At 38.5% G+C, this 13,145-nt stretch carries 11 protein-coding genes; 7 read left to right on the forward strand and 4 right to left on the reverse strand.

The genetic code is table 11. The features are described from left to right. Positions 1-118 precede the first annotated feature (118 nt). Entirely contained in the window at positions 119-982 is an 864-nt protein-coding gene (locus IGL42_RS02110; RefSeq protein ID WP_010710803.1) for an RluA family pseudouridine synthase, read from the reverse strand. Between the two features lie 342 nt (positions 983-1,324). Here IGL42_RS02110 and IGL42_RS02115 point away from each other — a divergent pair, with 342 nt between their 5' ends. The 5 genes from IGL42_RS02115 (at position 1,325) to IGL42_RS02135 (ending at position 8,955) form a co-directional block, all read left to right on the forward strand. Further along, entirely contained in the window at positions 1,325-3,511 is a 2,187-nt protein-coding gene (locus IGL42_RS02115; protein WP_002366159.1) for a PBP1A family penicillin-binding protein, read from the forward strand. 62 nt (positions 3,512-3,573) lie between these two features. After that, on the forward strand, positions 3,574-3,915 hold the full coding sequence (locus tag IGL42_RS02120) for a YlbF family regulator (RefSeq protein ID WP_002355518.1): 342 nt from the start codon (positions 3,574-3,576) through the stop codon (positions 3,913-3,915). Between the two features lie 155 nt (positions 3,916-4,070). Then, complete coding sequence (locus IGL42_RS02125) at positions 4,071-5,306, forward strand: DNA repair exonuclease (protein ID WP_002355519.1); 1,236 nt, start codon at positions 4,071-4,073, stop codon at positions 5,304-5,306. After that, positions 5,303-8,014 (forward strand): ATP-binding protein, encoded by a 2,712-nt coding sequence (locus IGL42_RS02130; protein ID WP_010710802.1) that lies wholly within the window; start codon positions 5,303-5,305, stop codon positions 8,012-8,014. Before IGL42_RS02125 ends, IGL42_RS02130 begins: the two co-directional genes overlap by 4 nt. Next, positions 8,011-8,955, forward strand: a complete 945-nt coding sequence (locus IGL42_RS02135; protein WP_002373338.1) for a 3'-5' exoribonuclease YhaM family protein — start codon at positions 8,011-8,013, stop codon at positions 8,953-8,955. The genes IGL42_RS02130 and IGL42_RS02135 overlap by 4 nt, the downstream gene beginning before the upstream one ends. A 39-nt stretch (positions 8,956-8,994) precedes the next feature. Here the strand turns inward: IGL42_RS02135 and IGL42_RS02140 are convergent, their stop codons facing one another. The 3 genes from IGL42_RS02140 to IGL42_RS02150 all read right to left on the reverse strand — a co-directional run bounded on the left by IGL42_RS02140 (position 8,995) and on the right by IGL42_RS02150 (position 10,957). Continuing rightward, the gene (locus IGL42_RS02140; protein ID WP_002371473.1) at positions 8,995-10,023 is read right to left on the reverse strand and encodes a peptidylprolyl isomerase; all 1,029 of its coding nucleotides are present in this window, start codon (positions 10,021-10,023) and stop codon (positions 8,995-8,997) included. Between the two features lie 163 nt (positions 10,024-10,186). Beyond that, entirely contained in the window at positions 10,187-10,531 is a 345-nt protein-coding gene (locus IGL42_RS02145) for a YtxH domain-containing protein (RefSeq protein WP_002355526.1), read from the reverse strand. Further along, entirely contained in the window at positions 10,532-10,957 is a 426-nt protein-coding gene (locus IGL42_RS02150) for an HIT family protein (protein WP_002355527.1), read from the reverse strand. Between the two features lie 215 nt (positions 10,958-11,172). Between IGL42_RS02150 and IGL42_RS02155 the strand changes: the two genes are divergently transcribed. Then, on the forward strand, positions 11,173-11,910 hold the full coding sequence (locus IGL42_RS02155) for an ABC transporter ATP-binding protein (RefSeq protein WP_002363160.1): 738 nt from the start codon (positions 11,173-11,175) through the stop codon (positions 11,908-11,910). A gap of 1 nt (position 11,911) precedes the next feature. Next, a complete protein-coding gene (locus IGL42_RS02160; protein ID WP_002364818.1) occupies positions 11,912-13,123 on the forward strand; it encodes an ABC transporter permease in 1,212 nt (403 codons plus the stop codon). Positions 13,124-13,145: the final 22 nt, after the last annotated feature.

The raw sequence follows: 13,145 nt of genomic DNA on the forward strand, positions 1-13,145 counted from the left end.
GAACTGTTTAACACCAAGACACTGAGCAAACGCAGATATGCCGTTCTCAGCAGTGAATGTGCGGTAAAATAAAAAAGCAGAAGAGATCGGCGGTTACCGTCCAATTTCTTCTGTTTTTTTACCATAGGCCAGGCGCTGCAGTCACAACGATTTGTTTTTTTGTAAACGGATGGAGTAAATGAAGTTGTGAAGCATGGAGCATTAAACGAGCTGCCTGCGATTTTGGGTTGTATAACGGATCACCAATAATTGGATGCCCTTCGCTAGCTAAATGGACTCGAATTTGGTGCGTCCGACCTGTTTCTAAAACACAGGTAACTGCGGTTTGATTATTAGAAAGAGCTTTGACCACTTGGACATGCGTAATCGCTGAATCCCCTTTTTGAGGATCAATCCGTCGTTTCCGGCGATCATGCCGATCACGACCGATCGGCTGATTGATTGTCTGCTCTTTTTGGTTAAAGTGACCAGCCACAATCGCTTGATATTGGCGGTAAATTTGTTTTGTTTCTAATAAACGCCCTAAAATAGGTAAGACAAAAGGGTTTTTAGCAAAGACAATCGCACCACTGGTTTCTTTATCTAATCGATGAACGACATAAGGGACCTGATTTTTCTCGGCTAAATAGGCAGCAACATGATTTAACAAGGTGTCTGTTTCCTGTGGCTGATTTGGATGGGTTTTAATGCCATAAGGTTTATTTACAATCATTAAATGTTCATCTTCATATAGAACTTTCACACGCGTTGCTTCCCCCAAATGAATAGTGGGACGTACATAATCGGTTTCTTCAAACGTTAAGGTGACACAATCGCCAGCTTGGACTGGAAAATGAAAAGCAGCTGTTTCTCCGTTGATTTTGACATTTTTTCGCGTGCGTAAAAAATGGCGCACTTTTCGAGGGACTAGCCACTCATTTTCTAATAGTTCTTTTACAGTCATTGTTGAAAAATTTTCAGGTAATCGCATTGAATATTCCACCAAATCCCACCTTTCACTGATTCGCTATTTAGTGTAACAAAGCTACTCAAAAGGTCAAGTCAGAACGGAAAAAAAGCTGAAATTTGTTAGAAAGGCAGTTCCTTGAGAGATTCTTAAACAAATTTACATAAAAAACGAAGAAAAGCATGATAGAATAGAGGCTAAATAAAGACTCGTTTCTAAACGTAAGCAATTATTTACCTCTAGTGAAGGCCACATTTCCTTTGCTACAGCGAAAAGACCATTGAAATTGTTTTTCAAGAATTTTTCATGCTTTAGACCTAGGTCGTACCCACAAGAATATGGTAGACTTAGCCAAGAAACGTAAACAGAGGGAGTACTATGGACAATCTTAAACAATTTTTTAGTAAAGTCGGTGTCGGATTACGTCATTTTTGGACGTGGATAAAGCCTTATTTAATACAATTCCATCAAGCCAGAAAGCGGATTTGGAAAAAGTATCAAATCAATAAAATTTTCTTGTTAATTGGTTTGGTAGTCGCTTTAGGTGCCAGTATTTATTTATTTTACTTAGCCAAGTCCGCAAACGTTGAGACCCTAAAATCGGGGCTAAGTGAATCAACACGCGTTTATGATGAATCAGGAAAAGAAGTCGGAAAGTTATTCGGGCAAAAAGGGACTTTTGTGGAACTGGATAATATTTCTCCTTATATTCAAGATGCGGTTATTTCAACTGAAGATCGCGGGTTTTATCAACATAAAGGGTATTCCATCAAAGGGATTGCTCGTGCGGTTGTTGGAAAATTGACCTTCGGGAAAATCGGTGGCGGTGGTGGCGGAAGTACAATTACGCAGCAATTAGCCAAAAATGCTTACTTAACGCAAGAGCAAACGTTAGATAGGAAAGCCAGAGAATTATTCTTAGCGATTGAAATCGAAAAGAAATATTCGAAAAAAGATATCTTGGCAATGTATTTAAATAATTCTTATTTTGGTAATGGTGTCTGGGGCGTGCAAGATGCAGCTCGTAAATATTTTGGCGTGGATGCGTCCCAAGTTACAGTGGGGGAAGCCGCAACGCTAGCGGGTATGTTAAAAGGGCCAGGAATTTATAACCCAATTGATTACATTGACAATGCCACAGCGCGACGGAATACCGTTTTACAACTAATGGTCGACAATAAAAAACTATCTCAAGAAGAAGCCAATCAAGAAGCGAGTGTTAACTTAGCGAGTCTATTAAATGACACCTATGTTGGCGACGAAAATAGTTACAAATATCCATATTATTTTGATGCGGTAATTGATGAAGCGGTCAATCGTTATAAATTTAAAGAAGAAGATATTTTAAATAAAGGATACAAGATTTACACTTCTTTAAATCAGGGGTATCAAGATGCGATGGATGCAACTTATAAAAATGATGCACTATTTCCACCCAATGCAGAAGACGGTGCCATGGTTCAAAGTGGCTCTGTAGCCATTGATCCGAAAACCGGCGGCGTGCAAGCACTGGTGGGCGGTCGAGGGGAACACGTTTATCGAGGCTTTAACTTTGCAACGCAAACAAAACGTTCACCAGGCTCGTCCTTAAAACCAATTTCTGTCTATACACCAGCTTTAGAGGCTGGCTATAAACCAGACTCTGTTTTAGAAGATAAACCACAAGATTATTATCCAGCGCAAAACTATAGCCGCACGTACAGTGGAGAAGTTCCTATGTATCAAGCCTTAGGAGAAAGCTTAAATTTACCAGCGGTATGGTTATTACATCAAATTGGTTTAGATAAAGGCTATGAAAAAACAGAGAAATTTGGCATTCCGTTATCAGAAAAAGATCGGTACTATGGTTTAGCCCTTGGAGGATTACAAACGGGTGTTTCGCCACTAACTATGGCGGGAGCTTATAGTGCCTTTGCCAATGAAGGCTATAAAACTGAAACGCATTTAATTACAAAAATCGTCGACTCAACTGGCGCAATTGTAGTTGATAATACTAAAGTCAAGAAAGAACAAGTCATTACCAAAGATGTTGCAGACGGGATTACAAGTATGTTACTAGGGGTCTTTAGTTCTGGGAGCGGGGTCAACGCACAACCAGCAGGCTACGTAATGGCTGGTAAAACAGGTACGACAGAAACCAACTTCGATAGTAGTAAAACGAACGATCAGTGGGTGATTGGTTATACACCAGAAGTTGTCATTGCTACTTGGTTAGGCTTCCAAGAAACCAGTAAAACCCATTATTTGGAAGGTAGTAGCGCCACATATGCCTCTCAGGTGTTCAACAGTCAAGCCAGTGGCATCTTGCCACAAGTCAAACAAGCACAATTTCCTGTCGCGGATGCTTATGCCACAGGTGGGAAAGTTGTTGATAGCAACGATAGTTTAACCGGTGGTGCCAATTCTAATTGGCGGGATAACTTAAAAGACTTTGGAAACTCTGTTCAAGACGGCGCTAGCAATTTCGGAGATACATTGAATGAAGTTGGGGGACAAATTAAAGACGGCGCGAAAAAAGTCAAAGACAAGATTGAAGGAATTTTCGGAGGCTTATTAGGAAATTAGTTGGGAAAACCTAAGAGAAATGGTACAATAAAGATGAAACTATTGAGAAAAGAGGGATTCCATTGAGTAACATTTATGATACAGCCAATCAGATTGAACGTGAACTACGTGAGTTAGACGAATTTAAAGCATTACAAGCAGCGTATGAAGAAGTAAAAGCAGACGAAGCAGCTTACACATTGTTTAAAGAATTCCAAGGATTCCAACAAGGACTTCAAGAAAAACAAATGCGCGGTGAAGAATTCACGGATGAAGATGCTGAAAAAGCACAAAGCATTGCAACGAAAGTGCAAGAAACAGCAGTTATCAACGAATTAATGCAAAAAGAACAAGCGTTTAGCTTAGTTGTCAATGATTTAAACCGAATTATCATGACTCCTGTGCGTGATATGTATAACGATTAATTTACGTAATTGAACTCTGACAAGTTGTCTATAAGACAATTTGTCAGAGTTTTTCTTTTACTGAAAATAAAAAAACGAACAAATTTTCGTATGTTTTTACTGACCAAGCTGGCAGAAAATGATATGATAAAGGAAGGAGAAAAGGAGGGGAAACGATGAAACTATTGCATACAGCTGATTTACACATGGATCGGTCTTTTGAAGGGTTAACTGGGATCCCGACAGCCTTAGCGAAGCGCTTAAGAGAAGCTAATCAACAATTGTTAATGAACATCGTAACAGTTGCCATTCGAGAAGCGGTGGACTTGGTTATTTTTGCAGGAGATACGTTTCATCAAAGTCAGACCTCTATTTCAATGCAAGCCCAATTGATGGCCGCATTAGAACAATTGAAACAAGCAGAAATTCCTGTGATTCTAACATTTGGGAATCATGATTACTATAAAAAAGACCGCTATTGGTTTTCTTTTCCAGACAATGTTTTTTTATTTGAAAAAGAAATGGTTGAGACACTGTATTTTGAAACGAAAGCGGGCGAACAAGTGGCTGTTTCAGGGTTTAGTTATGAGCATCCCTGGATTGATGAAAATAAAGCACTAGAATTTCCTATCAAACAAGCAGAATCTGATATTCATATTGGGATTTATCATGGAGACACCAGTCGGAAAGCGCAACAAAATTATGCTCCGTTTACATGGAAGGATTTAAAAGCCACTGGCTATAATTATTGGGCATTGGGCCACATTCATCAGCCGCAAATTGTTAGTGAACAACCGCTAATTGTTTATCCTGGAACACCTCAAGGACACACGAAAAAAGAACAGTCTTTACAAGGGGTTGCAGTGGTCACACTTTCCCAAAATCAAGCGACTGTTCAATTTGAAAAAGTCGCAGAAATAGATTGGACGAATGAAGAAGTATCTCTTGCGCAATGCCGTGACACCCAAAGCGTTTTGTCTTATCTTGAAACCAGTTTGCTGACGAAGTGGCATGCGCATCAGCAACAGCAATTGATGGCGTTGACACTGAAAGAAACGCAACATTTGGATGTGACCGTGGTGCAAGCCATTGTCAATGGTGAACTATTAAGCTACTTACAGCAGCAGCTTTTACAAAAAACGCAAGGTGATTTTTTTGTTTATCGCCTAATACTGCAAGCAGAGGAACCAACGAAAGAACCGATCTATTTAGCCGCTAGTCCCAATTTATTAACGGCATTAGAAAAAACATACTTAGATCCAGTTATTTTTGAAGATACCACCAAGGAATTGTTACGTTATCCAGAATTTGCTGGAATTTTTTCAATGGATGAGCAGTGGCGATTAGAGAGCTTGCGCCTAGCACATGAGCAAATTAATGAAGACTTTACTATTCAGGAGGACCCACTATGAAATTACTTGCAGTAGAGATTGTGGGCTTTGGAAAATGGCAACAACAGAAAATTACATTTGAATCTGGTAATCAATTGCTGTACGGCGCAAATGAAGTTGGCAAGTCCACATTGTATCAATTCATTCAAGCAATGCTGTTTGGTTTTCCCACAAAGGGCAAAAGAAAACGCGATTACGCACCTAAAAATGGTGGCTCGTATGGTGGTCGTTTGTGGTTGGCACATCCTGTGTTTGGGGAAGTTCAAGTCGAGCGTTTTAAAGAAAAAAATAAAGGGCAAGCAATCATTTATTATCAACAACAAATGGGGGATGAGAAAACCTTACAGCAAATGTTACATCCGCTAACGAAAAAGTTATTTCAAGAGGTTTTTACTTTCCAACAAGAACAATTAATTACGAGTGACAAGTTAACAGAAGAGGAATTGCAAACATCCTTGTTAGCCATTGGTGTTTCTGGTAGTCAACAACTTTTGACTTACCGAAATGCGTACTTTAAAGAAGCACAAAAAATCTTTAAAGGTAAAGGACAGCAGCCATTACTCAATCAGAAGTTGGCGGCTTATCAAGAACTAAAAGAGCAAATTCAAGAGAAAGAAGCGCAGCAACAAACTTTTCAACAATTAGAAGAAACGATTCGCGAAACAGAACAACAGCAAGTGACACTGCAACAGCAATTAAAAGAAACGCAACAGGACTTGTTACAGGTTGCGGAACAGCAACGTCACTTTCCCTTGTACGAAGAATGGCAGTCACTACCTGAAGAAACAGAGAACGTTGTTTTAGTAAAAGAAGACCAAGTTCAATTAGAAGAAACCTTTCAAGAATATATGTACCTAGACAAAGAACGACAACGTTTGACCAAAGAGTTATCTCTTCAGTCAGAAGCGCTCGATGTTCCAGAAGGCTATGCTTTTTACCTAGAACAAGAAGCATTGATTCAACAATTGTTGAATCAACGCTATGATATGCAACAATTGATGACGGAATCGGAATGGATGACCCAAACCTTTGAGCAAAATCGTCAAGAAATGGTCCTTTTAGAGAACGAATGGTCATGGTCGCCTGAACGACCACCACAGCTTTTTTATGACAACGAAACCGTTCAAAAGTGGCGCCAACAACAAGTTGCGTATACGCAAGCTCTTCAAAAAGGACAAGAACAGAAAGCATTCTTGGCTTCTCAAATTGAAAATCTGGAAGACCAGTTAACGGATTTTGAAAAAGTGCATGCCGCATTTTTTGGTGAAGCGACGCGTGCCCAAAAAGCGCAGAAAACAAGTCAACCACTTTGGTTATTGCTAGGAAGTATCCTTGCATTACTCGGTTTCTTTTTGCCAAGCCCTTTAAAATGGGGCCTAGTTCTCGTGGGAGTTAGTTTTATCGCGAAAGAAGTGCTTAGCTACGCCACTAGAAAAGAAGCTTCCTCTGATGAAGTGAAAGAAGAATGGCAGACGAAACTTTCGCAACTAGATTATTTAAATGAACAGTTCCAACAAGCGCTGAATCAAGAACGTGAGGCACAACTGCAAGTGGAACAACTTGAACAAGCAGTAGCGGAGCAAGCCCAAGTCCATCAATTAGGAAAAATGCAACAAATTGATACTTTAATGAATCAGCGGGAATTGATTACGCGCTATTTATTGCTTGTTCAAACAAATGAAGAACTCATGAGTCAATTGAAGGAAAATCAACAAAAATGCCAAGTATTTGAAGAACAAGTCTTCCCATTAATGACGCATTTACCCTTACAAGGAAAGAGCCTTTCCGAAAAGTTACACTTTTTAGAAGGATTTGCTGAAGAAATGGAGAAGGTTCGCTTTGCTCAAGAGTATCAAGCAGATGGCTATCTCAAACAGCAGTTACGAGAGTTGAAAACTAAACAGCAAGAAGCATTAACACGAATTCAGCCTTTACTAATTCGTTATCGGATTCTATCAATCGCTGATGTTCCAAGTAGGATTCAACAGCTGACCACTCAGCAAGCTCAAGTTGGTCGTGGGCAAGAATTAGCGACACAATTAGGCAATCTGTTTCCAGAAGCGGTAACAGAAGCAACGTTAAAAGACCGTTCTTTACAACTGGCGCAGCAACAAGCACTGGAAGAAAGTCAGTTAGATAAAATACAAGAACAGTATCAAGCGTTGATTTATGAAAAACAACAATTAATGACGGATGGTACCTTAGATGAGTTGTATCAACGACAAGCAATTTTAAAAGCGGAAATCAAAGAACTAGCTCAACGTTGGTCTGGGTATCAACTAGCGGGACAACTGTTAATGGACCTATTAACAGAGCTTTCGGAACAACAATTGCCCAGCTTATTACAGTATGCATCAAGCTACTTTGCACTTTTAACAAATCAGCGTTATCAATCAATCCAAGTAGCCGAAGGTCAACTAGTTGCGGTGACGAAAGAACAAGAAATGTTTTATTTACATGAATTATCAACTGGCACTAAAGATCAATTGATGATGGCTGTTCGTTTTGCCTTTTTAGCAGTCCAAGGCGAGCAACTGATTTGTCCAATTATCATTGATGATGGCTGGTTACACTATGATCATCAAAGAAAAGCCCAATTAGCTGAATTATTTACTAAATTTGGTCAAAAACAGCAAGTCATTTGTTTTTCTTCTGACCAAGAAATGGTAAGCTATTATCAGGACTTACAACAAAGAGTAATTGCGTTAGAAGGAGGAAGCGTCAAGTGAAAAAATTACGTGAATTAACAGTAGAAGAACTTTTTGAATCATTTGTTCTAATTAAAAATGCCGATGTACGTGTAGCTAAAAATGGGAAAAAGTTTATTGCCTTTACCTTTCAAGACACATCTGGCACGATTGACGGAAAATATTGGGACGCCTCTGAGGATGAAATTACACGGTTTACTGCGGGAAACGTTGTTTTACTGAATGGGAAACGAGAAGTTTATCAAAATAAACCCCAAGTAAAAATTTTACACATGCGTTTAGCGACAGCAGAGGAACCAAGCCAGCCAAGTTTATATATGGAACGAGCGCCTTTGAAAAAAGAAGAGATGGTCGAGGAAATCAATCAAGTAATTTTTGAAATTACCAATGCTCATTGGAATCGTATTGTGCGCTATCTCATGACGAAATACCAACAAGAATTTTATGAATTTCCTGCAGCCAAACGGAATCATCATGCTTTTGCGAATGGCTTAGCTTACCACACTGTCTCAATGTTGCGCCTAGGCAAAGCAATTGCTAAGGAATATACTGAAATTAACACGTCACTATTATACGCGGGGATTATTTTACATGACTTAGGAAAAGTTTTAGAACTATCTGGTGCTATTACGACAGAATATACGGTGGCAGGGAACTTAATTGGTCATTTAGTTTTGGTGGATGAGGAAATTACCAAGGCGTGTTTGGCTTTGAAAATTGATGATCGAGAAGAAGACGTTGTCGTTCTTCGGCACATGGTCTTAGCCCACCATGGATTGTTGGAATATGGCTCACCTGTGCGACCAAGAATTATGGAAGCGGAAATCTTACATCAAATTGATACCATGGATGCGTCCATTCAAATGATGCTAGGGGCAATTCGTCAAACACAGCCTGGGGAGTATACGGAACGAATCTTTGGTTTAGATAACCGCAGTTTCTATGTTCCAAAAGATAAATAAAAAAAGGGAGTGGTCAATCGACCACTCTCTTTTTTATGCTTATTTAGAAGAAGATTCTGTTGTTTTGCTTGAAGAATCTGTTGCTTTTTCAGAGTCGCTTGTTTTGGTATCGCTTGTTTTAGAATCACTTGATTTTGATTCTTTTTTCTCTGAAGAAGCGCTTGAAGATTCAGTTTGCATGTAGCCTGCTAAAGCGTTCTTGAAGGCATCATCTTTAATTTTCACATTGGCCGCTTTTAATTCGTCACTAATGACTTTCGAAACAAATGTTTGATCGGCTAATTTTGTTTCTTCAGCAATTTTCTTGATCTCTTTTTCATAAGGTTTCATGTCATTGCCTTTTGCTTTGTTTTTCGTCATTTTCACTACATAGTAGGTTGTTTGGTAGGTTTGCATATTTGTTGCAGCAATTGGTTCTGACACTTCGCCATCTTTTAATTTGAAGGCAGCTTCTTTAACTTCGGCAGGAACAGTTGTTGCTTGTGAATCAAATTTAATTTTACCGCCATCTTTTTTCGTAGCAGTATCTGTTGATTTTTCTTTAGCAATTTTTGTGAAATCGCCGCCGTCAGTGATTTCTTTCTTGACAGCTTTGGCATCATCTTCTGAAGCAACTTGGATAATTTGTGCTTCTACTTCTGGATGGAAACTTGCCCAAGCTGTTTTTAAGTCTTCATCTGTAATTTTTAAGTGGGCTTTTAGACCTGCATCATAGGCTGCTCTTTGTTTTAACTGTTTCTTGAATGTTTTTTCAGTTAAACCAGCTTGTTTTAATGCATCAGAGAACTTTCCGCCTTGTGCTTCTACTTGTTCTTTGGCTTCGTCAAAGTTTTTTTGAATATCTTTGTCAGTTACTTTGTCGCCATATTTTTCTTCAAAGACTTTATAAATAACCATTTGGCTAAACGCTTGTTGGCTAGTGCTTTGTTCTTTAATTTGGTTATAAAAATCATCAACAGTAATTGTTGAACCTTTCATTGTTGCGATATCTTTTGAACCGCTTGAACACGCTGCTAAACTAAAAACGGCCATTGCGCCCGCTGCAGCTAAGATTAGTTTTTTCTTCATTCTCTTATGCACTCCTGTTTTTTTTAGTTTTATTTCTGTTATAACTATACCATACCTTATTTTGAAAAAGAAAGAGTCTCAGGCATAGTTTCAAACAAAATTCGTATTTACGTCACACTTTTTATTTTTTTAATAACAAAAGAAATAATTAACATCAAAGACTTTACTTTTGCTTGTTAGTTTGTGTGTCAGGTAATTCAGCCGTGATTTTAGCAATTTGTTCTTTAATTTGAGCAATCCGAGGTTCCGCTTGGAATTTGAAATCAGTGATTTCTTGTTGCAGGTCTTTTGAAAATTCAGTTGCCAGTGGAACGTTTTCTTCGACAACTGCCAAATTTCGTTGCACTTGATCCCAGTCATTCGTGACTTGATTTTTCAGTGAACGATAGTCCTCTAGCTCATTGATTAAATGTTGGCGTGTTTCTTTCCCGCTTCTTGGAGCAGCCAACAAGCCGCCAATGGTACCAGCAGCTGCGCCAAAAAAGAGACCTTTAATAAATTTTTTCATTTAGTTCACCTGCTTTGCAATGGTCTCAGCAATTTCTTGCATCGCTTCGGCGGAATAGTCCTCTTGATGGTTGCCAAAATGAATAGAGAAATCATCTTCTTTTGAATAACGGGGAATCAAATGAACGTGGGAATGGAAAACGGATTGATAAGCCACTTCCTTATTGTTATTTAAAATGTTTAATCCTTCCATTTCTGGAAAAGCTTTTTCTAATGCTCGTGCTACTTTAGGAATACGAGCAAAGACGTCGCTTGCTAAAACGTCATTATATTCAAAAATATCAGCAACATGTTGTTTTGGAATCATTAAGGTATGCCCTTTGGTCACTTGTGTAATGTCTAAAAACGCGTAGACTTTCTCGTCTTCATAGACTTTATAACTTGGGATTTCGCCGTTGATAATTTTACAAAAAATACAATCATTCATGAAAAATTCCTCTTTTCTCTAGGTTCTTTCCTTTACTTTACCACAAGTTGATTTCTCTGTGGATGAAAAAGTACGTGAGTTCGCTAAAAAGTTCGTTTCATTTCGTGTATAATAAGAGAAAGAAAAAAATCCATTTAATTAAGGGAGTAATTTTTGAATTCTTGGTTCGCTTAGGGTTTAATAATGGTAGAGAGAAAAGGTTGGAGGCAAAAGAAATGAGCTTAACAATTGAACATTTAACAGGAGGTTACGGCCATATTCCTGTCTTAAAAGATATTAATTTTGACGTCAAGTCTGGTGAAATGGTTGGTTTAATCGGCTTGAATGGTGCGGGGAAAAGTACCACCATCAAAAATATTATTGGGTTACTTACGCCGCAAAAAGGCAAAATTATGATTGACGGGGAAACATTGCAACAAGCCCCTGAAGAATATCGTAAAAAAATCGGGTATATTCCGGAAACACCTTCTTTATATGAAGAATTAACATTGAAAGAGCATATCGAAGTAACGGCCTTGGCTTATGATATTCCATTAGAAGAAGCGTTCAAACGAGCAGAACCATTACTAAAAACGTTCCGTTTAGACAATAAATTGGAATGGTTTCCTGCTAATTTTTCAAAAGGCATGAAACAAAAAGTCATGGTACTTTGTGCATTCTTAATTGAACCGAGTTTATATATTATTGATGAACCTTTTCTAGGCTTAGATCCTTTAGCAATTCATGCTTTATTAGAATTAATGGATACGATGCGTAAGCAAGGGGCAGCGATTTTAATGTCCACGCATATTTTAGCAACAGCTGAAAAATATTGTGATCGTTTTGTGGTGCTACACGAAGGGAAATTACGGGCAAACGGTACAATGGCTGAATTACGTGCAGAATTTAATTTACCAGAGTCTTCTTTAGATGATATTTATCTTGCCTTGACGAAGGAAGAAAAGGTGGGGTAACATGGGCGAATTTTTTAGTCAACGTTTGTCACGGCATTTCAAAAAAATGTCCAAGTACTTGCGCTATATTTTAAATGATCATTTTGTTTTAGTCTGTATGTTTTTATTAGGCGGATTAGGTCTGTACTATTCCCAGTTGTTAAAAGAATTACCTCGTGATTTTGTTTGGGGCAGACCGTTAATTCTGTTGGGCTGGCTGCTACTTATTCAAGTTGGTAAGTTGGCCACTTTGACAGAAGAGCCAGACAAGGTGTTTTTATTACCAAAAGAAAAACAATTCGCTGCTTATCTGAAACGAGCGCTGCGCTACTCTTTACTTTTACCGATTGTGGTCAGCTTTCTAGGAAGTGGCCTATTGATGCCGTTGATTGTAGTCACAACAGGTTGGTCGTTTCAAACCTTCTTTTTATTTTTGGTCATGCTAGTTTGTATGATTTATACACATCTTAGTTTACAAAACTATGGGCTCTATCATCTTTCGTCAACCACTTACCGTAGTTGGTGGTTTGTTTGGTTGATCAGTAGTCTCTTGATTATGACGGGAGCTATTTACTGGACGCCTTGGGTTGGTGTGATTGGTGGCATCATTCTGGCCGTTTGTTTATCGAGTATTTGGCAAAATAAGATGAAACAGAGTTTCTTGGATTGGGAAAAAATGATCCAAAAAGAACAAAACAGAATGCATAGAATTTATAAATTCATTCAGCTGTTTACAGATATTCCTGAAGTGAGTAGTACAGTGAAACGCCGTAAATACTTAGATCCTCTCCTCGGAGTAGTCAAAAAAACATCTGAGAACACGTATGCTTACTTATTCATTCGGAGCTTTTTACGAGGTAGCGAATATAGCGGCTTATTGTTTCGTTTGATTTTGGTTGGTGGCGTGCTACTCTTCTTTTTACAAGAATTCTGGATTGCGTTGGTAGTTGCTTTATTGTTTGTCTATTTAATCGGGTTCCAGTTGATTCCCATGTACACGCAATTTGATTATATGGTGATGACACAGCTATATCCAATTTCAATAGAAAAAAAACAAGCAGCGATTCGCCGGTTAATTAGCGGCGCATTATCTGTTGCGGCCATTATTTTTGGTGGGATTGTCTGCCTTCGTTTAGGCAGTTTGCAAAATAGCTTGATCATTCTGGGTGCCTTAATTGTAGAAGTTGTGATTTTCACTAAAATGTATGTTCCAATGCGCTTGAATAAGTTATAAAGATGAGAAAACCTAGCAAAAT

This window comes from Enterococcus sp. DIV0712 (genome assembly GCF_050554855.1).
Classification (GTDB): Bacteria; Bacillota; Bacilli; order Lactobacillales; family Enterococcaceae; genus Enterococcus; species Enterococcus faecalis.